Here is a 24,742-nt window from a genome sequence, read left to right on the forward strand (position 1 = left end):
ATCAGGCGGCCTTGACGTGGCGATTGACGATGATGCGCACCGCCCCGAGGATCTCGCTGACCTCAAGCCCCGAGTAGAGCGGCAGACACAGGATACGACTGGCGATATCGGTGGAATGCACGATCTGCGGGGTGATGACATCCTCATCCTGCAATTCGGCGGCGGGCCGCCCGAGGAAGGACAGCGATTCCAGCGACGGGCAGAAGTAACGTCGTGCCAGATAGCCTTCCTGCTGCAGACGCTGCATCACCTCGAGCAGCATGCTTTCGCTTTCGAGAATGATCGGGAAGTAGGCGTAATTCAGGCTGGCGCCGGTCTGGCGGGTCTGCAGCTGGACATTGCCGCGCAGCGCCTGGGCATAGGCATGCCAGACCAGCGCCCGGCTCTCCAGATTGCCTTCGATCTCATCCAGCACGCACAGCCCCATCGCCGCCTGGAACTCATTCATCTTGGCATTGATGCCCAGCTCTTCGATGCACTCCGGGCCGGTGATGCCGAAGTTGATCAACTTGCGGGCACGCTCCAGGTCTTCCTTGCGCTTGAAGATGATCGCGCCGCCTTCGATGCTGTGGAACAGCTTGGTGGCGTGGAAGCTCAGGGTGCTGGCATCGCCATGTGACAGCAGGCTGTTGCCGCGATAGGTCACGCCGAAGGCGTGGGCACCGTCATAGATGACCTTCAGATCATGCGCCTCGCCCAGCGAATCGATGGCCTCGACATCACAGGCATTGCCGAACACGTGCACCGGCACGATGGCACGGGTGCGTGGCGTGATGGCCGACTCGATGCGTGCCGGGTCCAGACACAGGGTGTCGGGGTCGATATCCGTGAACACCGGCTGCATGCCCTCCCACTTCAGGCTGCTGGCGGTGGCGATGAAGGTGAAGGGCGTGGTGATGACCTCCGCCGATTCGTACTGGCCCGGCATCTGGGCGATGCCCAGCGCGCGATAGGCGATCTGCAGCGCCAGGGTGCCATTGCTGACCAGCAGCAGGTTCTCGACGCCCAGGTAGGTTTCCAGGCGCCGAGTGAGTTCCTGCTCGAGCGGGCCGTGGTTGGTCAACCAGCGCCCCTCGAAGATGGAATCCACATAGCGGTCGAAATTCTCCCGCTCCGGGAAGTAGGGACGCGTCACCGTAATCATGATATCGACTCCTTTCGTACATCAGATGAAGGTTGGCTCTGACAGCAGACGAGTGACGGTGCAGTGCGTTCGCTGCCGGGGTCCTCTGGCAGCGACTCGCTACACGTTTCAGAGAATGGCCGCACACTCGCCTGCGGAGACACTCGTCTACAGATAGTGAAGGCTCGCTCAGCGCGAGCCGTTGCCGCTGATCACGATCTTGATGGTGCGGATCACCACCAGCAGATCGAGCCAGAAGGAAAAGTGCTTGATGTAGAAGAAGTCGTATTCCAGCTTGCGGATCATGCCTTCCACTTCAGCGGCGTAACCCTGCTCGACCTGTGCCCAGCCGGTGATGCCCGGGCGCACGACATGGCGGTAGTGGAAGAACGGCACGTCCTTGCGATACCAGTCGGCCAGATTCATCGACTCGGGGCGCGGGCCGATCAAGCTCATGTCGCCCTTGAGCACATTGAACAGCTGGGGCAGCTCATCGAGACGGCACTTGCGGATGAAGCGCCCGACTCGCGTGATGCGTGGATCACTGCCTTCCTGGGTGAAGCCTGCGCCCTTCATGCCGTCATACATGCTGCGGAACTTGTAGACGGTGAAGGGACGGCAGTGAAAGCCCATGCGCGGCTGGCGGAAGATCACCGGCCCGGGGCTATCGAGGCGAATCGCCAGCGCCGTCAGCAACATGACGGGCGCCAGCAGCGGCAGCATGAGCGCGGCGACGGTGAAGTCCATCCAGCGCTTGATGACCTCATAGTCTTCCCGCGGCGTCAGCGAGCCGAATTCGTTGGAATAGAGGTGATCCAACAGTACTCGACCGGTGATCATCTCGTGGGCATGGGTCGCGTGATAGACCGGGATACGGTGGATGGTGCAGTCCGCCAGGAAGCTCTCCCACTCGCTGGGCAGTTCACCGCGCAGGTCCGCCACCACGCCATCGATGCGTGGCAGGCCGACCAGATCCGGTCCGCGCAACGACAGCCACTCGACGCCCGGACGGGTGCACAGACTCGGCGCCTTGCCGTAGGGCACCACCGCGAAGCGCATCCGGCGCACCCGGGTGTCGATGTAGTAGTAGACCGTGCACAGGCTCACCGCGAGCAGGAAGGACAGGCCGACCTGGTGACGCGAATACTCAAGCCCCAGCACCCCCAGCACCATCATCAAGGTCAGATAGGAGATGACGATCGCCGGCACGACATAGAGGTAGGAGCGCGTGCCCGGCAGGCGAGATAGGCGATTGACCGCCGTTACCGATAGTGTATATGCCGCGCCGGTGCCCAACAGGGCATGCCATTGGGCATCACTGGTCAGCCACCAGTGGGTGTCACCCGGCATCAGCTGGTTCAGCCCGGCCTGGTACAGTGCCGGTGCGATGACCACCACCAGCATCCCGAAGATCAGCTGCAATCGCTTGCTGGCCAGCAAGCGTTCGTAGTGATGGGAGTAACGCCGCTGGTGCTCCATCGACAAGGGTATACCGCTCATCGTGCTTACCTCCTCCGTGATTCAAGCGTCTTGAGAGCTGCCAAGCGAGACGGTGTCAGGCGTAGCTGTAGTTGTAATAGCCGTAGCCATGCTTGTCGCCGGCTTGCGGTTCGATGGCATTCAGGATGGCGCCCTTGACGTGAATGCCATTGTTCTCGAGTTTCTTGCGCGCATGCTCGAGTTCGCGCACCTGGTTCATGCCAAAGCGCGCCACCATCAGACTGGCACCGACGTGACGACCGATGATCAGCGCTTCGGTCACGGCCAGCACCGGCGGCGTGTCGATGATGATCAGGTCGTAACGCTCACCGAGCTGCTCCAGCAGTTCGGCGAAATTGGGCTGCATCAACAGCTCCGACGGGTTGGGTGGCGCGACGCCACGGCCCAGGAAATCAAGATTGTCGATATTGGAGCGATACAGCACCTCATCCAGTGACTTGCTGGCACTCAGAATGTCCGACAGGCCACCCTGCTCGGAGGTACGCTGGAAGGCGTGATGCAGGTGGCCACGGCGCATGTCGGCATCCATCAGCAGCACGCGCTGGCCGGCCTCGGCACTCACCGCCGCCAGATTGAGGCTGACGAAGCTCTTGCCGATGCCCGGGCTCGGTCCGGTGAACATCACCGACTTGCGACGATTGTCGAGCAGGGCGAAGTGCAGGCTGGTACGCAGGCTGCGCAGGGCCTCGATACTGATGTCAGACGGCTGGGAGGTGGCCAGCACCCCCTGATAGATCTCGCGACCGCTCCTCTCTCCCTTGAGACGCACGCGACGCATCATGTCTTGCTGCAGTGGCGACAGCGGCACCGTGGCGTAGACAGGCAGGTCCAGCGCCTCGATCTGCTCGGCGGTGTCGATGCCCTTGCGCATCGCATGACGCAGTAGAACTACCAGCGCGCCCAGCATCAGGCCGATCATGCAGAACACGGCCAGCATCAGGGACGTCTTCGGCGAGATGGGCACTGGCTGAAGTACCGCCGAGTCGAGGATGCGCACGTTGCCGACGGTGCCGGCCTTCTTGAGGCGCACTTCCTCGCGCTTGTTGAGCAGCGCGACATAGATTTCCTGGCTGACGGTGACATTGCGATTCAGGTTGAGCGCCTCGCGCTGGGCGGCCGGCAGTTGCTCGGCCTGCTTCTGCACGCGCGCCTTCTCCTGATTGAGCGAATCACGGCGTGCCACCAGCGCCCGATAGGCCGGGTGCTCGCTGGTGTAGGCTCGGGACAGCTCGGCCAGGCGCAGCTTGATCTCGGTCAGCTGATTGTCCAGCCCGACGAGATTCTCCATCACCTGCTGACTCTCGGCGGTCAGATCGACCGAGTCGCGACGGCGGCGATAGTCGTTGAGTGCCGATTCGGCCTCATCGAGCTGGCCACGCAGCGTCGGGATCTGGTCGCCCAGAAAGCCGAGCTGATTGTCCGCCTCGGCGGATTCCCGCTCGATGTTCTGCTGCAGGAAGACATTGGTGATGGTGTCCAGGGTGTTGACGATGGCGGTCTGGTCACTACCGGACAGGCTCAGCGTGACCACCCCGGTGTCGGTGCCATTGCGCACGGCGGTGAAGCGCGACTTGAGCGAGTTGATGGCGCTCAGATCCGAGATGCTGGTCAGCGTGAAGCGTGCCCCCGGCTCGGCTGACAACTCGCGCACGAAGACCTTGATGCCCTCCGCCAGCGCGTTCTCGCCTACCTTGCCATCGACGATCGCCTGACCCTCGGCATCCAGCAGGCGGTAGCGCTCATCGCCCAGGGCCTCGAGGGTCAGCGTCTGCTGTTGCCACGGGCCACTGAGCTCGAGCGTGGTGACCTTGAGGGTGTCATCGCCCCAGGCGTACTCCTGCCCGCCCAGGCTTGCCGGCAGGCGCAGATGGCGGTTGGAGAGCCAGTCACCGATGACTGGGTAACGCACCGGAGAGACCACGATATTGAGGCGCTCGCGATCCACGGCCTGGCCCAGTACCAGTCGTGAGGCGAGAATTTCCAGCTCATCGCTGGTGCTGCTCTCGTCGCTGCCGGTCGCCTGACCGGCCAGCGGCCCCAGCAGGCTGGCGCTGCCGCCCTTGTCCTCGATCTGGATCAGGGAATCGGCCAGGTAGATGCGCTGCTGGCTACCGACGAGATAGATGCCCAGGAGGGTGAACAGCAGCGTGCTGCCGATCAGCCACCAGCGTCGATGCCAGAGCAAGGCGAGAATGGTGCTGAAATCGAGTCGGCGCGTGGTGTCCTTGCCAGGCTGTGCAGAAGAGGATGGCATGGGAGAGGTGTACTGATTCATGACGCCGCCTTGAGTAAACGATTCAGGCCCGGCAGGCAGGTGATACGGCAGGTCGCGACGCGACCTGCCATGCGGGAGTGGGACATGACCTCAATCCTCGATGTCATCGATGACCGAGACGAAGGCCCCGGTACTGGTCACGGACGGCAGCAGCTGGCTCAGCACACGGTTCCAGCGGCTGACCGGTGCGGCGGTCACGTAGACCACATCACGCGGTTGCAGCGGGAAGCGCGCGCCCAGCATCAGCGAGGTCGCATCCGAGATATCGAGAATGAAGACCGTGGCCAGCTTGTCGGACTCCGGCGAATTTTCACGCACCACGAAGACGCCTGACGGATTGGCGCGGTCTTCATCGACCCCGCCGGCCCGAGACAGCGCATCGGTGAGGCTCAGACGTTCATTGCCCACCGGCATGTTGCCGGGCTTGAGTACCTGACCGAGCACGAAGACATTCTGGTCTTCCGCCACCGGCACATTGATCACGTCGCCATCCTTGAGCAGACGGTTCTGACGCATGTCGCCCTGCTGCAGCAGCTGATAGAGACTCAGGTGCTCCTGCTGGCCGTCGCGCGTCAGCGTGATGTTGTGGGTGTTGGCCAGTGCCGTGACCCCGCCGCTGGCACTGATGGCATCGATCAGGGTCAGCGGGACATCCGTGACCGGCACGAAGCCTGGCTCGGTCACGGCGCCACTCAGATAGACGCGTTTGGAGCGGAATTGCGCCACCGAGACATTGACCTGCGGCTCGGTGATGTAACGGGACAGCCCCGCGACCAGCGCGGCGCGCACTTCATCCACCGTCATGTCGCGAATGTTGATGCGCCCGACATAGGGGTAGAACAGCGTGCCATCCGGCTGGACGATGTAGGTCAGTGCCTCGACCGTCTGACGCTGCACACCGCTTTCCTGAGCCAGGTCCAGCGGCGTGCTCAGATTGATGGCCAGAATGTCGCCGCCGCCCACGCGGTAGACGTACTGCTTGATGTCATCGACCAGCTCAGGCGGCGCGGGAGCGGTCTGGGCGGGGCGTGCGCGATAGTTGGAGATCAGCCCGGGGGTGATCGGCGTGACTTCCACCTGGTCGGTCAGCGGCGCGACCTCGGCTTCATAATCCATGTGCCCACCGGGCGCGAAGGCACACCCGCTCATCGCCAATACCACGGCGGCAAATGAGAACGCCCGGAGCGTCGTTCTGACCGGTATATCCATATCCTGTCTCTTCCCCTGTGATCCTGACCGCTACCGCCAGGCGCTGTTTCGGCACGCTACCGCCCCGAGGAACTGGCGTTCTCCCCTGCTGCCGATAGCGGCGCCCTGTTGGCGTACATGTCATCTGTCATGGAGTGGTCACGCCTGCCCTTCGATACCCCTGCGATATCACCGGACACACGTCAGGCATGTGTCCATGACACATGCCCATGACCGAACTCCGAAATGGAACGTTTATTAGTATTTTAGTAATTCATTACCAGGTATCTAACACATGAAACATATTGTATTGATCGACTTTCTCATCAATCAAGACAACATGACTAATTTGATTAACCGCTACTTATAAGATTGATCTCGCCAACATTACTGATTGCTTCTTTCTTGCACTTTTATTGACATTTCTGTTCAAGCGACTCGCTGCTTGAACCTGTCAGGAGCCACTGTCGACGGAAGGTTTGTGCAGCCCCTTCAAGCAGGCGAGATCTGTCCATCTCGTTGGTGAGTCAACTGGCACGGCAGCGTCAGAACGGGATGAGAATTCATGCCCGCATGCATTCCATGGAGAGGTGCGATGATTGAGGTGCAACGCTCGATCGCCCGGATGCGCCTGCGCCATCTGCCCGACCTGGCAGGTAGCGCGACCTCGAATGAGGCGACCGCCCAATGCCCCGCAAGGCAAGGGACACGGCCGCTGGCGCGTAAGGCACCGACGGCTTCATCAATCACGTCCAATATATCAAATCCATTTAATACAATGTGTTACTGACATTCTCTGCCTGAGCTGACGCACTATCCTGTACGTCTGTGGCAAGCTCGGGTCTGACTGACCACCCAGCGGCAATGACCCCGTCTCCAGACTCGACCCCGGGACTTGATGCCTTCTCATGAGGCATTTCGCCGTACCCGGTGTCGCACGCTGGAGCGGTACCTCTACCCGCCTGACTGCCCATCTGCGAGGCCCGGCCTGCTCTTGTCTCGTGCTTGTATCGCGCTTGTGTCGCTCGACTCCTGCACATGCTGTCTGCATGCCCTGGCCATGCCCGACGACCTCGATAGGCCGTGACATGACGCACGTCGCAGCGAAGAGAACCCGGCGCTTTACCGGCGACGTCTGATTCGCCAATAAGCGACATGACTGTCCCCTCTTCAACAGGGCTGATAATAAATCAATTGACTTCAACAGCAAGGAATTGTCGGGTCGTCGAGACGATTGTACTGGCGGTGGTAACTTTAAGCTGTTTCCCCTAATCCTCATCATTGGCAGTCAGGTACCTGACAGACGACAGATTACCCTTAGCGCATCTAATGCATATTGCGAAATAAAACTACTTTAATTTAGCAACAACTTATCATCTGACTCACCTTCGCAGAATGAGAAATCCCAACTGCACTTTGCACAGGCCCCACATACGCTCCGCAGATCCCTGGATATGCCCCGCAAACGCGCCGCAGATACCGCGCAGATGCCTCGACCACGCCTGGACACGCCCCAAAGGCGAAAAGGCCAGGGGGTGTCAGCGACACCCCCTGGCCTTTCCAATAGCGATCATGAGCGACGCAACGTGGCCGGCTTTCCTGAACATGCCTTTCCGTCACTTCGGTGTTCGCTGGGGACACTCAGGGCGTCACCTCCAGCCCCGAGGCGTCCTGCGCCGGTTGGTGGCTGCCATACAGTGCCAGATGCCCGCTCAGGGCGGTATCGATGTGGTAACTCGCCCCGTAACGGCGCGCGTTGCGGGCGAAGGCACGCCGTAGTTCAGCATCCCCCACCAGTCGCCCCAACGCCTCGGCGTAGCGCTCAGGCGTGTGCTGGTCGACCACCAGGCCATTGCCGACCCGATGCACCACCTCGGCACAGCCGCCGACATCGGTGACCAGCACCGGCAGGCCACTGAGCGTCGCCTCCAGCAGCGAGATCGGCAACCCTTCCCAGGCGGATGACATGATGAAGGCATCGGCGCTGGCCAGCAGCCCCGCCACATCCGAGATATTGCCCAGCAAGCTGACCTCATCAGCGAGTCCGAGCGCCTCGATCTGCGCAATCAGTTGTGCCTTGTGCGGCCCCTCGCCGGCGATCCTGAGCGTGAAGGCCAGGCCCTGCGCCTTGAGTCTGGCGCAGCTTTCCAGCATCAGGGGGTATTGCTTGGCATCGGTCAGACGACCGATCGCCGCCAGCTGTACCGGGGCCTGCTGATTCGCCTCGCGCCAGCCACTGGCCTTGAGGCGCGCCCCGGATGCGGCGTTGTCGATCTGCACCACCGGACGCGCCGCAATCGGCGCAAGCTTGTCGGTGCAGGCGCGACAGATGCCGACGTAGGCCGTCACGCGACGATCAAACAGCCGAAACATCCAGTTCGGCGCCCCTAGCTCGATGTTGTGTACCGTCATGATCACCGGAAGCGCGCTAGGCAGCCGGAAGGCGAACATCAGCGCGTAATACAGGTGGCAGTGCACCACGTCCGGCGCGAAACGCATCACTTCCCTGCGCAGCCTCGCCGCGCCTCGCCACGGGCGCCGGCGCGTCTCGGTGCCCAGAAACGAATAACTGACACCGCCGGCAGTCAGCTGGTTCAGAAAGCGATGCTCGTATTCGAGATCACGGCCACATTCCGCAGCGGTTTCCAGAAAGGTGATATGCACACTGTGCCCTGCGGCCACCATCCCAAGACTCAGGTCCTTCACGTAGACCTCGGCGCCACCAGAAGCGGGAGCCGAGATGACATGCATGATTCTCACGGCGAAAGCCTCCTGCTCTCGTTCATCAAAAAAGTGAGGGCGGCCGCCCTCACTTGTCAGTTCACCATTCTTCTAGTCAACCAATCAGTCGCCGTCAGCGCGTCACGTCACGCGCTCTCCCCCTCTCCGGTACACAAGGCACAGCCATCACGGCTCGCCCCAGGAAGCGTCGAGCGGACCTCAAACAGCAGATCAAGACGGCCGACGGTCACGTCACCTCAGGCGACGTGGCGTCTGGGATTCCGAGGTTCGTCCAGCACTGGCGGCCAGCATGTTGGCGGTATCGGCGCAGGCACGTTCGGTGCCGCCGGTGCGTGACTGGGCACCGGTATAGAACAGGATATGTTTATGAGTGCTCATGAGGCGTATTGGCTCCGGCGGACAAGTTGCCGGGACAATGCCGGGCTCACTGCATAGATCATCAACAGCGCCTGCTCCTTCAGCGAGAGCTGGCGCAGAGATGACCAGGACGCTTGTCGCACCTGGTCGAGCACGACCTTGCGCACCCGCGAATCATCCGCCGTCTTGTTGATCGCCTGACGCATGATGAAGCTGACGCCGACGAAACGCAGGCCGCGGATTTCCAGCAGGGCCATGCCGTGCGTCGCGGCGAAATGCTCACGATAATGCTCCGCGAAGACCCGCCAGCTGCGGTGGAACTTGTCCAGTTCCTGGTTGCTGAACGGCTTGCGCGTCAGAGAGCCGTCACTGCGCTTGTCGAAGTAATACAGCACCTCGGGCAGATACAGCACGCGCTCTGCGCGTCCGAACAGATCCAGGTTATAGAGGCCATCCTGCGACACGGGCAGATCAGGGAAGCTCAGCGAGCAGGCCAGATCGGCGCGGATTGCCTTGCCCCAGGGAGACGACACGATGGTGTCATGCATGAAGTCACGAAAGGCCCGGGCCAGCGGACGCTCCTCGGCCTGCTGGCAGAATGCCAGGCTGTCGTGATCGCCCTTGGGGCCCTGCAGGCAGTAGCGGAAGACCACCGCCTCGGGCGAGTCGAACGTCTCGATGCGGGCCTGCAGAATATCCAGCGCGCCAGGCGCGAAATGATCATCGGCGTCACAGAACAGCACATAGCGGCCGCTGACCAGGCTCAGACCATGATTGCGCGTGCCACCCGGCCCCATGTTGTGAGGATTGCGGCGCAGAACCAGCCGCCCGGGGATATCAGGCGTCTCGCCGGGCGGCGTGAACACTGAGGATTGCTGCTCCATTTGCTGCTGCGCCTGTCGCTCAGCCCACAGGAATCCATCATCCGTCGAGCAATCATCAATGATGATGTGTTCATAGGATGCCTGGTTGTCACGCAAGCTGTTGATACAGCGCGCAAGACCATCCCCTGAATTGTGATTTGGCGTCACGATGGAAAAGTAAGGCGACTTCCCTGTATAGCGTTCCATGCCCTGCCTTCTTTATTGTTCACTGTCGTTGACCAGCACAGCCGACCAGCGCCCTCGAAGCAGAGCACACACTGCACTGAAGAGTGGGTCAGTTCTTGCGACTGACTCTTATTCGCAATTTCTTATATTTTAGTGCTTGAGTCCCGTTCATCCGCCAGAAGCTGACCCTGGACTGAAGATGACAGGTGAGCGACGTCACCCTGAGGAGTGGACACTGGAGGGATGTCCGCTCGTGAGAAAGGTAGTGGCAGAAAGTGGCAGCAAATGGCGACACTTCCTGCCCCGCCGTTGACCACAGACTAATAATCCCCCTCAGCCCAAACAAGCTGCGCTGTCGCCAAAAGCCGAAATCATGAGCGCTTATGCGCCAATCCTCCGGCAACTCATGCCAGATACTGAGAATCAGTGACTACTGAAATACGCCCCGCCCACTGAGCCAATTGAGCCAACACGATCAAAGCCGTCATGCCCGCGGCCTTATGTGACGCACATCAACGTGAGCACTTTGCGCGAGTGTCATACTGCCAGAGCGCGATGCAGGCTATGATGGCAGACATTGGTCGGCCTCCCCGCACGCCCACGGCGCCCGCTCTCAAGCTCCCTTGCCTGCCAGCGCCAGGCCTCGCGCATGTTGAAGCCAGCGCCGCCCTGCCCTTTCTGTTCTATCCCCCTTGCCCACGGAGACTTCATGGAGCCTTGGCAACTTGTCGCCATCATGATGAGTCTGGCACTCGCCAGCTATATCCAGACCTTGACCGGTTTCGCCTTCGGATTGATCGTGATGGGGCTGCTGGCGACCCTCGATGTGCTGCCCATCGAGAGCGCCGCATTGCTGTGTACTCTGCTGGGCCTGTTCAACAACGGGATGGCCATGCGCGGGCACTGGCGAGAGATCAATCCGCGCCTGGCACGCCGCCTGCTGGTCACCAGCCTGCCAATGCTGCCGGTGGGCTATTTCCTGGCGGTCTGGCTGGGCAGCGAAAGAGCCCCCCTGCTGGGCATGTTGCTGGGCATCGTCATCCTGATTGCCTGTCTCGCCCTGCTGGCTCAACCGGGCCCGCGTGCCACGACATCGCCACGCTGGCACTTTCATACCGCGGGTGTGCTGTCAGGCCTGATGGGGGGGCTGTTCGCGGCCAATGGCCCGCCTCTGGTGGTCGTGCTCTATCGTCAGCCGATGACCCTGATCGCCATTCGCTGCACGCTATTCGGTGTCTTCATCGTCACCGGCATCGTGCGCATGGGCCTCAGCATCGCGGCCCCGGGGCGTATCGGCGACACCCTGCCCCAGCTGCTGCTCGTGGGTCTGTCGGGCGCCCTCGTCGTGATGCTCTTCACCGAGCTGGCGCGTCGCTTCCCACCGCCCTTGAGTGACAATCGCCTGCGTCAGGTCGCCTATGCCATTCTGCTGGTCTCGAGCGTCAATCTGATCATCAAGGGCCTGATCTGATGACTCAGACTCCACCAGCCCTGGACGCGACTGATCCAGCGGGCGATGAAGGCTTCATCGAGTTGTCGGAGAGCACGATTGACGCCATCAAGGCGGCGGGCAGAAAGCTCGATGAGGATGTGCAGGCGGGACGCCTTCCTGCGGGCAGCTCGCGCTGGATGATGGCACCGTCGGGGGAGCGCTTCTGCATTCGCCATTCCGGCCCAGCCCTTGATGAAGAGACTGACGAAGACTCTGATGACGAGTGTGAGCCAGACGCTGACACGCATCGCCAGTCACTGGTTATTCGCTGCTGGCAGCGTCTGCTGGCGCGCGTGAAGCGCTGACGGGATTTCCCAAGGCCAAGCCCTCGAGAAAGCTCGCGATAAAGCCCTCCATACAGCCTGCAACAAAAAAGGGACTGCCCATGGGCAGTCCCTTTTGTTTGCTTCATGGCCTCAAGCGCAGTCGATCACTCCACCGTGACACTCTTGGCCAGGTTGCGCGGCTGATCGACGTCGGTGCCCTTGAGCACGGCGACGTGATAGGAGAGCAGCTGCAGCGGCACCGCGTAGACGATCGGCGCGAGGAAGCGACAGACGCCCGGCACGGTGACGACGTGAACGCCTTCACCGGCCTTGAGGCTGACTTCCGGGTCCGCGAACACGAACAGCTGACCGCCGCGGGCGCGAACTTCCTGCAGGTTGGACTTCAGCTTCTCCATCAGGTCATCCATCGGCGCGACCGCCACCACCGGCATGTCTTCATCGATCAACGCCAGCGGGCCGTGCTTGAGCTCACCGGCCGCGTAGGCTTCGGCGTGGATGTAGGAGATTTCCTTGAGCTTGAGCGCCCCTTCCATGGCGATGGGATACTGGCTGCCACGGCCGAGGAACAGGGTGTGGTGACGGTGCATGAACTTCTCGGCCAGCTGCGCGATTTCCCCATCCAGCGCCAGGGATTGCTCGATCACGTGCGGCAGGTCCTTGAGACGCATCAGCAGCTGACGGCTCAGCAGGTCATCCGTCTGACCATCGCCCTTGGCCTGACGCAGCGCCAGGGTGGTCAGCATCAGCGCTACCAGCTGGGTGGTGAAGGCCTTGGTGGAGGCAACCCCGATTTCCGGCCCGGCGTGGGTCAGCAGTGACAGGTCGGATTCACGCACCAGCGAGCTGCCCGCCACGTTGCAGATGGCAAGGCTTGCCAGATAGTGACCGGCCTGCGGGCCTTCACGGTTGAGCTTCTGGATGTCGCGCAGCGCCGCCAGCGTATCGGCGGTCTCACCGGACTGGGACAGAGTCAGGAACAGCGTCCCCGGCGCCGCGACCCGCTCGCGATAACGGAATTCCGAGGCCACCTCGACCTGAGCCGGAATGCCGGCGACCTCTTCCAGCCAGTAACGCGCCACCATGCCGGCGTGATAGCTGGTACCACAGGCGATGATCTGTACCTGACGCACATCCGCGAACAGCTGGGTCAGGCGGGCCACATCCACGACCTGCTTGCCTTTCTCAGCCCCATTGTCTGCCGCTAGGAAGGAATGGCGCGAGACATCGAAGGCCTCCAGACGCACGCCCTGCGGGTCCAGTCGCTCGGCCAGCGTGCGCGACAGCACACGCGGCTGCTCCATGATCTCTTTCATCATGAAGTGGCGATACTCGCCCTTGCCGGCGGCTTCGACGCTGTGTTCGTAACGCACCACTTCACGCGTGACCGGCGTCAGCTCATCGCGGTCGCCGGTCCGTTCCAGCACCTGGATACCCGCCGGCGTGATGGCGACCATGTCACCTTCATCGAGATAGATGAAGCGATCGGTGACCGGCAGCAGCGCCAGCGGGTCAGAGGCGATGAAGTGCTCATCGATCCCCACGCCGACCACCAGCGGGCTGCCCTGACGGGCACCGACCAGCAGCTCGGGGTTGCGCTGTTCCATCACCGCCAGCGCGAAGGCGCCATCGAGACGCGCGGTGACCGCATTGACGGCCTCCGGCAGTGCCAGGCCGCTGCACAGTTCGCGATCGACCAGGTGCGCGACCACCTCGGTGTCGGTCTCGGAAGTGAAGACATAACCGGCGCCTTCCAGCTCGCCGCGCAGCGCTTCGTGGTTCTCGATGATGCCGTTGTGCACCACGGCGACCCGCTCACTGGAGAGATGCGGGTGCGCATTGTGCTGGGCAGGACGCCCGTGGGTCGCCCAACGGGTGTGCGCCACGCCGATGGCGCCGGACAGCGGCGCCTCGCGCAGCTCGTCTTCCAGCGCACGCACCTTGCCCACGGCACGCGCACGACGCAGTTCTCCGGCAGGGTCGATGACCGCCACGCCGGCGGAGTCATACCCACGGTATTCGAGGCGATGCAGCCCCTCGATCAGAATCTTGCTGATATCACGCTGAGCCAGACCGGCAACGATGCCACACATGAGAAATTCCTCTACTGCGTGCCACCCTCATGGGGAGCGTGGCACGACTGAATGGATGTCTATCAGGGAGTGCGTACGCAGATCAGGTACGCGTGCTGAATCTTTCAGCGACGTTCAATGCCTGCTTGAGCATTGATGTCTGAGCATTGACGCTTGAGCACTGACGTTTGAGCACTGACGCCCGGGCTGTGATGCCAAGCCGCAAGCTCAAGCCTGATTCAGCAGCAGGGTGTCACCGCGGCCGACCGCGTAGTACATCAGGCCGGCGGCCTTCATGGCGGCGGGCTCGAACAGGTTGCGGCCATCGACCACCACCGGGAAGCCGAGCTGAGACTTCAGCCACTCGCCATCCAGGGTGCGGAATTCCTTCCACTCGGTGCAGATCACCAGCGCATCGGCGCCCTTGACCGCCTGCTGACGGTCCGCGACCAGTACCAGCTCATCGCGCTCGCCGTAGATGCGGCGGCATTCCTTCATCGCTTCCGGGTCATAGGCCTGCACGGTCGCGCCAGCGGCCCACAGCGCTTCCATCAGCGTGCGACTCGGCGCATCGCGCATGTCATCGGTATTGGGCTTGAAGGCCAGACCCCAGACGGCGATGGTCTTGCCCTTGAGGTCGCCATCGAAGGCCCGTGACAGCTTGTCGAACAGGGTGACCTTCTGGCGCTTGTTGACGGATTCCACGGCGGTCAGCAGCTCGGCTTCATAGCCGATCTGGCTGGCAGTACGTGCCAGCGCCTGGACATCCTTCGGGAAGCAGGAGCCACCATAACCACAGCCCGGATAGATGAAGTGGTAGCCGATACGCGGATCACTGCCGATGCCGCGACGCACTTCCTCGATGTCCGCGCCGAGACGCTCGGCCAGGTTGGAAATCTCGTTCATGAAGCTGATCTTGGTCGCCAGCATGGCGTTGGCGGCGTACTTGGTCAGCTCGGCGGCGCGCACATCCATGAACATCAGCTTTTCATGGTTGCGGTTGTAGGGGGCGTAGCATTCGCGCATGCGCTCACGCACCGCTTCGGAATCGGTGCCGACCACGATGCGCGCGCCACGCGTGAAGTCGTCCAGCGCCGCGCCTTCCTTGAGGAATTCCGGGTTGGAACAGACATCGAAATCGACGCTTGCACCACGGTCCTTGAGCACGTCGTTGACCCGCGCCTTGACGCGGTCTGCCGTGCCCACCGGCACGGTGGACTTGTCGATGATGACCTTGTAGTCATTCATGTGCTCGCCGATGGTGGTGGCAACGGACAGCACATACTTGAGGTCGGCGCTGCCGTCTTCATCCGGCGGCGTGCCCACGGCGATGAACTGCAGCACGCCATGCTCGACGGCTTCACGCGCGTCGGTGGTGAAGCTCAGGCGACCGGCTTCCACGTTGCGCAGCAGCATGCCTTCAAGGCCCGGCTCATAGATGGGAATCTCGCCCTGCTTGAGACCCTCGATCTTGGCGGCGTCCACATCCATGCACACTACGTCGTGGCCGACGTCGGCCAGGCAGGTACCCGTGACCAGACCGACATAACCGCTTCCAAAAATCGTGATCTTCATTGATGTCATCCTTGCTGGCCTTGTCGCCAGATCGTGTCGTGATACTCAAAGTGAAACGAGGCAATGACGGCTGAATCCTGTGCACATCTGACGGCTTTTCAGCGGCAATCGAGGTGGACTTCAGAGCATTTCGCCGTGAAGTTCTGTTCCCTCAAGACTCCCTCATGACTCCCTCGGGTTTCCCTCGGATCTCTCTCAAGAGATGTCTTCGCAGGCGGAATTCCCCGCCTTCATTGGCCGAAAAAGAAATGCCGACAATGTCCTGTGCAAGAGGATCCCCCCCATTGAACAGCGATATTTCGTGACAGCGGCGCGAGGTTACCCAACCCACGGGCCAGAAGGCTCGCAGGTGATTGCAGGTAGACTGCAGGTAGCTCGCAGGGAAAAGACGCGCCGCTTGAGTCAGTGACGGGCAATCATCGCTGCCCGAAGTGTGGCTCTGTTATAAAGCAACTTCGTGAAAAGTCATCCTGTCGGGCGCAATATGATCCAAAACATGACCCTATATAACTTGTGACTTATCTTTCTGATCCTGCCTGTCGCAACTTCCCTGATATGCCGCTTGATCAATTGACTACCCGGGCGGCAATGGCCACCTCATGGGCGGCCATTCCTTCGCGCTAGAGCCGTCATCAAATCAGAACCGTCAGTCAATGAGAGCCATCAGCGGCGCGGCTGCCATCAGCGAAAGTAATGCTTCGCGAAGGTCGCCAGGTGGCCATGCTTCATGGCGAACGGCGCCTTGCGCAGGAAAAAGGCCAATGACAACGGCGAGAAACGACTGCCGGTGGCGCGGGCAAACATGCGCCCCTTGGTGCGCGCCTTGGCCGGCGTGCTGTAGAAGTCGCTGCCGGAGGTGACCCCCGCATGAGCGACGATGCCCAGATTGGCACGCATCAGACGCGCGCCCTGACGACGCGCATCGCTCAGCACGATGAACTCCTCGCCGGAGGGTTGATCGGTGCCCAGACCGAACTGCTCATCGAAGCGTGCATGGAACTGGCAGAGATCCAGCGCCATGTCGACCGAGCGCACGCGCGCCAGTGACATCAGGCTGTGGGTCTTGAAGGACACCGGCGGCGCGGGCCGATCCGGGTCTCGCTCATGCAGCGGGAAGGCCTTGACGTGGGGGAAGCTGATCGCGGCCGCTTCGGTGCAGGTGAAGGCTTCCATCACCAGCGCGACTGCCTGGGGATGCAGCTCGATGTCGTCATCCAGCACATAGGCGTAGCGCGTGGCACAGGCGGCCAGCGCCGTGTTGCGACTCTTCGACAGCCCCCGCCCGTCGATCGCCAGGTACTCGAAACGGCTATCGAAATTGGCCAGCGCGTACTCGCGATATTGCTCGCGGCTTGCAGGGTCTGACAGCTGATGCACGATCAAAAAGCGCGCCCCGGGCAGCGCATCATGGCGCGGCACGCTGTAGAGGCCGTCATCCAGGGTCGAGATCAGGAAGGTCAGCTCCGGCACCTGACGACGCGCGCTGTCATCCACCTGACGTGCCCCGACCAGCACGCGCGGGCGCGAACCGAGGGTCGGCTGCGCGCTTGCATCGGCATGGCGGGAAGCCGCCGTGGACTCGGTGGAAGGTGTCGCGGACGCCGCGACACCCTGTTCAACGATGTTTTGCATAACCGTTCACCGCGTAATGGACAAAGTTGCGACTGGCGCTGATCACATCCATCCCCAGCACCTCACGATACAGGCGCCACTGATAGGCGGCGGCCTTGAACTTGTTGGACGACACGCTGCTCTCGCGACGCGTATAGCGCGCCAGCGGTTCCGGCATGCCCTGCGCCGGGCCCAGCTGACCGATGATGATCAGCCACAGCGCCAGGTCCTGACGCTTGCGGATCGTCGGCATGTAGAAGCGCCCATAACGACCGGCGTCATAGATGGCGGTCAGGCAGCCGATGGAGTTGGAGCGCAGCATGTCGTCACGCGTCAGGCGCTCGGGCGGCGCGAAGTACGAGACGTGCTCGCCCTGCTCGTCGACCATCTCGTAGCCGGTGTAGGAAAGCCCGGCGCCGGTGTCCTGCATGAAGGCGATCTGGCGTTCGATCTTCTCGGGCAGCCAGGCATCGTCGGCATCCAGAAAGGCGATATAGCGGCCCTTGGCCTCGGCGATGGCACGGTTGCGTGCCCGGCCCGGGCCACCGTTGGTGTCGGTTTCCAGCACGCGGATCTCGACGCCAGCGGTGTCCAGCGCCGCGAAGTCGTCACGCAGACGACTGGCGGCGCCATCCGGCGAGGCATCGTCGCTGATCAGGATCTCGCGTACCGGCTCGCTCTGGGCCAGTACCGAGTCGACGGCGGCGTGCAGGCGGCGGTCATAGCCGTAGTTGGGCATGATGACGGAGACATCAGCCATGGGCCTTCTCCTCAAGCGGCTGTCGCTGAACGCGACGCGAGTGTGTGTCTGGGCACGTGTCTGCGGATGAGTCCTGACGCGCCTGCTCGGTAGTCGCCGCATCGCCGGGCGTCGGCGGCGCAAGACGCGAGATCAGACGCTGATATTGCGGCAGCACCGCGTGTGCGCTGTAGCGATCAAAGCTCTGCCAGGCACCGCTTGAGAGGCGCAGCAGAAGCTCGTCATCGAACTCGAGGCGCGCCAGCTCGTGGGCCAGCTCCGCGATGATGGCGGCATCCTCACTGCCATCCGGCTCCGCGCTGAGCATCCCGTCACGGCCATGCTCGATCAGCGCCAGCGGGCCGGAACGCACCGGGCGCGACAGGCACGGCAGCCCTTCACGCTTGGCCTCGATCACGTTCATCGGCAGACATTCGCGCTCCGAGGTCAGCAGCAACAGGCGTGCACGCCGCAGCTCGTGGGAGACGTTCCTGAGCGCGCCGGTGAACAGCACCTGAGTGCCGGCAGGCACTGTGCTGTCGTTGGCGCCCTGGAAGACGCGCAGTCCCAGCTCGTTGCATAGCGCCAGCAGGCGTTCACGCTCCGGGCCGTCACCGACCACCACCAGGCGACCGCGACGATAGCCCGAATCCGCGAAGGCACGAATCGCCAGATCGAGGCGCTTGATCGGCGCCAGACGCCCGACCATCACCACATCGACCTGATGCTCGCAGCCGCTGCGTGCCTCGTCCGCCTGCTGGTCATCCAGATAATTGGGAATCACCGTCGGCGTGAGGCCGCGGCGACGCCAGCATTCGGCATCGACCTCATTGAGCACCTGCAGCACGTCGAGGTGGCGATAGGCCAGCTGCTTGACGATGCGCTTGGCACGGCGGTCGTGATGATAGGCGCTGTGCTCCTGGGCGATGATGCGCGTGCGCGGACGCGGACGCCCCTCGCCATCGACGCCACCGGTGCCGCGTGCCGCCAGCTGCGCCGCCAGATGGAAGGCGAAGTAGCCGCTGACCATCACCTCGATCCGCTCCTCCAGCATCAGGCGACGCAGATGCGTCACCCAATGGCGGAAGTTCTGGCGCGTGCCGGTGGCGGGCAGCCCGAGGGTGCGATATTCGACACCCTCCAGACGCCCCCAGTAGGGCTCGCCTTCGCGCACCGAGACCAGCGTGACCCGGTGGCTGGCGCTCAGGTCTCGCGCCAGACCATGCATCACCTTCTCGACGCCACCACAGGCACTGATGTCCTGAATCAACAGAGCGACATGTGCCATATCAGGCTCCTCGCACGACAGGCTCGCTGTCATGAGCGGCAGTCGCGCTGTTGTCGCCGGCAGGCGCATCCGCGGCCATGGCAGCGTCCGGCGCGGCCGCCTCGGCAGCAGCTGGCTTGGGCGCCACCGGTGCCGGGAAGGCAGTGTCATTGAGCTTCAGCTCACGCTGACCCCAGACGCCGGCACGTCCCGGTGCACGACGCAGGAAGTCGCGCGTGATGTCGGCGGTGATGGCCAGTTTCTCGGCGATGACCTTCTCGGCCAGCGCCGGGAAGGCCTTGTCGGCGACCAACTGTTCGATATCGGCCACGATGCGCGCCGGGTCGAAGTTCTCGATGTCCTGAACGCTGTCGCCGAGACCGAAGTCACGCATGATACCCGGCGCCTTGGGCCCGCAGTAGGACAGCGCGTAGACCGGCGTGCCGGACATCAGCGCGAAGATGACCGAGTGGAAGCGGGTGCCGACCAGGAACCGGGCATCGCGGTAGAGATCGACCAACGCATCCGGGCTCGGGTCGCCCTGCACCAGCTCGATACGCGTGGCGAGGTCTTCACCGTCCGCCGTGGCCAAGGCCTTCTGCAGATGATCGAACACCAGCTGGGAGATGCGCTGGTCATTCTCGATATCGGTCGGGCCCAGCACGTGCGGCACCACCAGCAGGCGCTCGATGCCCAGACGCTCGCGGGATTCCAGCAGTGAGCGCGACAGCACCTCGACACGCTCGGCGAAGGCTTGCTGATCCAGGCCCCACCAGTCGCGCAGGGTGATCACGGCATACGGCGAGGCCACGCCATTCGGCGCCTTGACCGCGGCATGCTCGTCACTGGCGCGCGGTGCCATGGCGAAGGCCATGTCAGTGCCCAGCAGCGCGTGCGGCAGCTTCGGGTCGGCCTTCTGGGTCATGGCGTGGGTGATTTCCTCACGCGAGACCACCAGGCAATCGCTCAGGGTGCGCAGGAAGAAGCGCTCCTGGGCCGGGGTCTTGAACGGGCCGAAGGAGTGACCCAGCAGCAAGACGCGCTTGCCGGCCTTGCGGGCCAGCATCACCGGCGCCAGATAGCCGATCAGCGCCAGCCACGAGGACAGCGTCTTCTTGAAGCTGCCGTTGTGGAAGATATGGCCGCCCTTGACGACCACCAGGTCCGCGGCGTCGATGATGTCGTTGCCACTCTTGCCCTGCTTGCCGAACATCATCTTGGCGCCCAGGCCGAGCAGCGAGGTCACGAAACGCAGCTTGTCACGCATCGGCGGCATCAGCGGCTGGCCGACGGTGACGCGTTCACGGTAGCGGCGACGGATATGGCGGAACGGGCCGCGCTCGGTGGCGAACACCTGATCATCGATGGGCAGGATGTCGATGCGGTGGCCTTCGGCCTTGGCCACACCGGCACCGGAGACATCGCTGCGGCCCTGTTCGGCATCGATCAGCTGATCGAGGAAGTCGATGGTGCCCATCAGGATGGCGGAGTCGCCCTTGTTGTCGTCATGCCATCCGTGCGTCATGCATATCTTGGCCATGCTGTTCGTCCTTCTGTCCGTAATGTCGCGATTCGAACGCGCGATGCCTGAGGGCTGTGTCTACATGCCCGGCATCGCCGTCATGTCATCAACCGGAAGGCACAGATGCTGACCTTCCGATTCCTGCTGCGCTCGTGAAGCCCGGTCAGGCTCAGGCACTCGCCGCAGCGTTGTCTTCGTGTGCCTTGCCACCGCGGGAAAGTGATGGCTGGAAGAGGATCGCCATCGCCAGCATCACCACTTCGGCGGCGACCGGCACACACAGGAAGAGGCTGTAGAGATCGACGCCCAGAAGGCTGCCGGTGTCGCCGGACGCGTTGCCCAGCGAGTGATTGAGCGCCGCGATCGCAAGGCCCCCGCCGACCACCAGGGTGGCGCCGGTGCTCTGGCACAGCAGGCGCTTGCCGTTGAGGCGCAGCGCGGCCAGGCGCGTGAAGGCGCAGGTGACGAAGGCGTGCACCAGATAGACCAGCGCGAAGGCGCGCAGCGTCAGGGTCAGGCGCGGGTAGGCGCCGCTCAGGAAGTGTTCCGCCAGCCACGGCGCGATCAGCGCCAGTCCCCCCGCCACCGGCAGCGCGAAGCCACTGGCGATGACCAGGTACTCCTTGAGGCGCGCATCGCCGTGGGTCAGCTTGGGCAGGTAGTAGCGATACAGGCTGGTGGGGAAGACATAGAGCGCGAACACGATGGAGGTCACCACCGAGACACTGGCCACCTGAGCGGGCGCAAAGGCGAGCCCGGCCAGAATCACCCAGGCCTGCAGGTAGGCGAACGACATCAGGTTGTTGTAGAGAAAGCCGCGACCGCGCGCGAAATCCGCCTTGCTCGGCAGGCGACGCTGGCCTGCACCCTCTTGGCCCGCGCCCTCTTGGTCCGCGCCCTCATGGCCCGCCGCCGCGTCGGCCTCGGCCCGGGCATCCGCTAGCGCATCACGCGACAGCCACATGCCCAGCACCATCACGATGACCAGCGCGATGGCGCTGACCATCACGAAGGTCGGCACCGGCGCCAGGCCGAACATGCCAGCGGGGGTGGTCAGGTCAGCGCTGAACTCGGCGCCGGTCACAAGCTCGACGCCCTGATGATAGAGCGCCGGCCCAGCGGCGCAGGCGACGGCGATCGCCACCGCCAGCGAGATCAGCACCGTCATCAGATTGACGCGACCCAGGCGCTCCTGACGCTGCAAGCGCGAGTTGATCATCTGCAGGCCGACCTGCTCCGCCGCGGCGCGCAGCGCACAGAAAGCGAAGATGAAGGCCGACAGGCCCAGCAGCGGCGCGATGCCGACGGCGAAGCCGATCGCCAGCAAGGCATACAGCGAGATGCCGACGCCCATCCAGCGGCGCAGTGCCGACGCGCTGGCGCCGTCGCGGGTGACCAGCAACACCTCGTTGCCGCCCATGCGCGCCAGTACGCCCAGCAATACCGCGTAGTTGAGGGCCAGCGCGTATTCACCGAAGGCCTCCGGCGCCACGGCACGCGCCAGCAGCAGGCCCGCGGCGGAGGACAGGCCGCGCGCCATCAGATTGAACAGCGAGAAGATCAGCGCTTCGCTCATGACTGGCCTCCGTTGCCGACGACCAGGGCTTCATCGCTGAGGAAATAGAACTCGTAGTTGTTCAAGAAATCGTGGTCCTGATTGCCGGCCGCCACCTTCAGCGACATGAAAAACAGCGCCATCATCAGCACGCCGCTGATCAGGCTGGGCAACAGCTTGTCGCGGAAATGCTCGATCACGTCACAGATGACGAAGATGGCGAACGGCAGGAAATAATAGCTGGCACGTGCCACATGCTCACCGTAGGTGATGAACAGGGTATAGAGCGCCACGCCGATGAACATCAGGTTGAAGGCCCAGGGGTCCAGTGACAGGCGGAAATGCTTCCACAGCACCAGGGTGCCCAGGCAGATCAACAGGTAGATGACGTAGAGCTTCTCGCCACCGCCGGAGAAATCCTCGAAATAATGCGCATAGAGGCCCAGCGCACTGAGTACGCTCTTGGCCAGCGGCCCGGCCACGAAACACAGTGGCAGCAGCCCCAGGTAGAGCCAGAACGGGTAGGCACGACGCAGCAGCGGATAGATCACCAGCAGGGGCAGATACAGTGCCAGGGTGTAGTGGAAGCTGGTGCCGACGAGCATCAGCACCAGCGCGGGCAGCCGCATGCCGCGCTCCAGACACGCCATCGCCAGCATGAACAGCGCAATCGCCACGTGCTGCTTCACGAACCCGAAGGCCGACAGATAGATCAGCGGCAGACAGACGAAGAACAGCAGGCACCAGGCCAGATTGCGACGGCTCATCACCAGTGCCGAGACGAAACAGGACACGTAGAGGATGGCGGTAATGATGAAGAACAGCTGCGGCTCGCCCCAGGCCCGCGCCATGCGTGCCAGGGCAGCAGGTGCGGGCTCGAGAAAGCTCAGGTCGACCTGCCAGGTGGCCATCTGGCGGTACGAGAAGTAGTCGTACCCTGCGTCGTAACGCAATGCCATGAACGCCAGACACAGCCCACCGGCCAACCAGGCACCCACCATGCGGGTGCGCTCGTTGGCGGCCAGCGGCAGGATTGCCACCAGCAGGGCCATGAAGCCGACGTAATAGCCACTGACGGTCAGCATGCTCAGCGTGCCCCGAAGCCGGTCAGCATGGTCTTGATGGTACGGCCGACGATCAGCAGGTCGAGCCACACGGAGAAGCGCTTGATGTAGTAGAAGTCGTGCTCGAGCTTCTCGCGGGTCTCGTCGGCGTCAGAGGCATAGCCCTGAGTGACCTGCGCCCAGCCGGTGATGCCCGGACGCACCACGTGACGGTAGTTGTAGAACGGAATCTGTTCGGCGAATTCATTCACGAACTTGACCTGCTCCGGACGCGGGCCGATCAGGCTCATCTCGCCCTTGAGCACGTTGATGAACTGCGGCAGCTCATCGATGCGGGTCTTGCGGATCACGCGACCGATGCGGGTCACGCGCATGTCATAGGCCTGGGCGAACTGGGCGCCGGTCTTCTCGCTGTCGTGGCACATGCTGCGGAACTTGAACATGCGATACGGACGACCACCCTGGCCGACACGTTCCTGGACGAAGAACACGCCACCCGGCGAATCGAGGCGGATCAGCACGGCGGTCACCAGGCAGATCGGCAGCACGAACGGTGCCACGGCGAGCACGGCCAGCATGTCGAACAGACGCTTGAACAGCTCATATTCACTGTTGGGGGCCAGCTGACCGAAGCTGTTCTCACGCACCTGATCGAGCTCGACACGACCGGTCAGCGACTCGCGGACTTCGCTGGCGTCATAGACCGGGATGCGATGCAGCACGCAGTTGGCCAGGAAACGCTGCCATTCTGCCGGCATCTCGGCTTCCAGGTCGGCGACCACGCCGTTGTAGCGCTCTTCGCCGAGGTCCGGCGCGCGCATCAGGTTCCAGCGTGCCCCACGGGTGGTGAACAGGCTGCGATAGTCACCGAAGGGCACCACGGCCAGCTTGCGGATGCGGGTGCGCTGCTCGGCCCAGAAGCCGATGGAGCAGATCAGCATCGCCGCCAGCCACGAGCTGCCGAGCACGAGGCGGCTGAAGCGCAGATCCAGCGCGATCAGCACGCTCATCGCCAGCAGATAGCTGATGGTGATGGCCGGCAGCACGTAGGCGAAGGCCTTGGCGCCGGGGTAGCGCGACATGTGACGAATCGCCTGCAATGCGAGCAGGAAGCCGCCGCTGGCGGCGATGACACTGTGCATGCGCATCTCGCTGACCCACGGGCGCAGGCCATTGATCAGCAGCAGCGGGACACCCACTGCCAGAATCAGACCGACGATGGCCTGACACAGCGAGTTGAACATCAGTCGCTCGTACATGCGGGAGTGGCGCTGACGCCCTTCCAGCCCGGAGCTTGCATGGTTCGTCGTGGTATTCATATGCCGTT

Annotated in this window: 18 protein-coding genes; 2 read left to right on the forward strand and 16 right to left on the reverse strand. The window is 62.8% G+C overall.

Annotation, left to right across the window (positions count from 1 at the left end):
* Window position 1 precedes the first annotated feature (1 nt).
* From QD208_RS04865 to QD208_RS04895, 7 genes are all read right to left on the reverse strand, one after another.
* Window positions 2-1,144 (reverse strand): DegT/DnrJ/EryC1/StrS family aminotransferase, encoded by a 1,143-nt coding sequence (locus QD208_RS04865; RefSeq protein ID WP_279835943.1) that lies wholly within the window; start codon window positions 1,142-1,144, stop codon window positions 2-4.
* Window positions 1,145-1,312: 168 nt separating this feature from the next.
* The gene (locus QD208_RS04870) at window positions 1,313-2,623 is read right to left on the reverse strand and encodes an exopolysaccharide biosynthesis polyprenyl glycosylphosphotransferase (protein WP_279832778.1); all 1,311 of its coding nucleotides are present in this window, start codon (window positions 2,621-2,623) and stop codon (window positions 1,313-1,315) included.
* A 55-nt stretch (window positions 2,624-2,678) separates the two neighbouring features.
* Window positions 2,679-4,898, reverse strand: a complete 2,220-nt coding sequence (locus QD208_RS04875; protein WP_279835945.1) for a polysaccharide biosynthesis tyrosine autokinase — start codon at window positions 4,896-4,898, stop codon at window positions 2,679-2,681.
* Between the two features lie 90 nt (window positions 4,899-4,988).
* Entirely contained in the window at window positions 4,989-6,107 is a 1,119-nt protein-coding gene (locus QD208_RS04880; protein WP_054556249.1) for a polysaccharide export protein, read from the reverse strand.
* A 1,620-nt stretch (window positions 6,108-7,727) separates the two neighbouring features.
* On the reverse strand, window positions 7,728-8,837 hold the full coding sequence (locus tag QD208_RS04885) for a glycosyltransferase family 4 protein (RefSeq protein WP_279835991.1): 1,110 nt from the start codon (window positions 8,835-8,837) through the stop codon (window positions 7,728-7,730).
* 222 nt (window positions 8,838-9,059) lie between these two features.
* Window positions 9,060-9,206, reverse strand: coding sequence for a hypothetical protein (locus tag QD208_RS04890; RefSeq protein WP_279835948.1), 147 nt, complete (start codon window positions 9,204-9,206; stop codon window positions 9,060-9,062).
* On the reverse strand, window positions 9,203-10,255 hold the full coding sequence (locus QD208_RS04895) for a glycosyltransferase family 2 protein (RefSeq protein ID WP_279835950.1): 1,053 nt from the start codon (window positions 10,253-10,255) through the stop codon (window positions 9,203-9,205). Before QD208_RS04895 ends, QD208_RS04890 begins: the two co-directional genes overlap by 4 nt.
* A 688-nt stretch (window positions 10,256-10,943) precedes the next feature.
* On the opposite strand from QD208_RS04895, the gene QD208_RS04900 reads away from it, so the two are divergent.
* Together QD208_RS04900 and QD208_RS04905 are read left to right on the forward strand one after the other, a co-directional pair.
* Window positions 10,944-11,705: a sulfite exporter TauE/SafE family protein gene (locus tag QD208_RS04900; RefSeq protein ID WP_054556253.1), complete on the forward strand. Its 762-nt coding sequence runs from the start codon at window positions 10,944-10,946 to the stop codon at window positions 11,703-11,705.
* Window positions 11,705-12,031, forward strand: a complete 327-nt coding sequence (locus tag QD208_RS04905; protein ID WP_279835953.1) for a hypothetical protein — start codon at window positions 11,705-11,707, stop codon at window positions 12,029-12,031. Before QD208_RS04900 ends, QD208_RS04905 begins: the two co-directional genes overlap by 1 nt.
* Before the next feature lie 125 nt (window positions 12,032-12,156).
* Here the strand turns inward: QD208_RS04905 and glmS are convergent, their stop codons facing one another.
* The 9 genes from glmS to QD208_RS04950 all read right to left on the reverse strand — a co-directional run bounded on the left by glmS (window position 12,157) and on the right by QD208_RS04950 (window position 24,734).
* Window positions 12,157-14,103 (reverse strand): glutamine--fructose-6-phosphate transaminase (isomerizing), encoded by a 1,947-nt coding sequence (gene glmS / locus QD208_RS04910; protein ID WP_279835955.1) that lies wholly within the window; start codon window positions 14,101-14,103, stop codon window positions 12,157-12,159.
* A 207-nt stretch (window positions 14,104-14,310) separates the two neighbouring features.
* Window positions 14,311-15,657 carry a UDP-glucose/GDP-mannose dehydrogenase family protein gene (locus QD208_RS04915; protein ID WP_107336361.1) on the reverse strand — a complete coding sequence of 449 codons (1,347 nt, stop codon included), beginning with the start codon at window positions 15,655-15,657 and terminating at the stop codon, window positions 14,311-14,313.
* A 681-nt stretch (window positions 15,658-16,338) separates the two neighbouring features.
* Complete coding sequence (locus QD208_RS04920) at window positions 16,339-17,289, reverse strand: glycosyltransferase family A protein (protein WP_279835958.1); 951 nt, start codon at window positions 17,287-17,289, stop codon at window positions 16,339-16,341.
* Window positions 17,273-18,028 carry a glycosyltransferase family 2 protein gene (locus tag QD208_RS04925; RefSeq protein ID WP_043334128.1) on the reverse strand — a complete coding sequence of 252 codons (756 nt, stop codon included), beginning with the start codon at window positions 18,026-18,028 and terminating at the stop codon, window positions 17,273-17,275. The genes QD208_RS04920 and QD208_RS04925 overlap by 17 nt, the downstream gene beginning before the upstream one ends.
* The gene (locus QD208_RS04930) at window positions 18,021-19,295 is read right to left on the reverse strand and encodes a glycosyltransferase (RefSeq protein ID WP_279835961.1); all 1,275 of its coding nucleotides are present in this window, start codon (window positions 19,293-19,295) and stop codon (window positions 18,021-18,023) included. The genes QD208_RS04925 and QD208_RS04930 overlap by 8 nt, the downstream gene beginning before the upstream one ends.
* Before the next feature lies 1 nt (window position 19,296).
* The gene (locus tag QD208_RS04935; protein ID WP_279835963.1) at window positions 19,297-20,814 is read right to left on the reverse strand and encodes a polysaccharide pyruvyl transferase family protein; all 1,518 of its coding nucleotides are present in this window, start codon (window positions 20,812-20,814) and stop codon (window positions 19,297-19,299) included.
* Window positions 20,815-20,965: 151 nt separating this feature from the next.
* Window positions 20,966-22,372, reverse strand: a complete 1,407-nt coding sequence (locus tag QD208_RS04940; RefSeq protein WP_279835964.1) for a hypothetical protein — start codon at window positions 22,370-22,372, stop codon at window positions 20,966-20,968.
* On the reverse strand, window positions 22,369-23,436 hold the full coding sequence (locus QD208_RS04945) for an EpsG family protein (RefSeq protein WP_279835965.1): 1,068 nt from the start codon (window positions 23,434-23,436) through the stop codon (window positions 22,369-22,371). The genes QD208_RS04940 and QD208_RS04945 overlap by 4 nt, the downstream gene beginning before the upstream one ends.
* Window positions 23,437-23,438: 2 nt before the next feature.
* Window positions 23,439-24,734, reverse strand: a complete 1,296-nt coding sequence (locus QD208_RS04950; protein WP_279835966.1) for a sugar transferase — start codon at window positions 24,732-24,734, stop codon at window positions 23,439-23,441.
* Window positions 24,735-24,742: the final 8 nt, after the last annotated feature.

Origin of the sequence: Cobetia sp. 29-18-1 (genome assembly GCF_029846405.1) — a bacterium.
GTDB lineage: Bacteria > Pseudomonadota > Gammaproteobacteria > Pseudomonadales > Halomonadaceae > Cobetia > Cobetia amphilecti.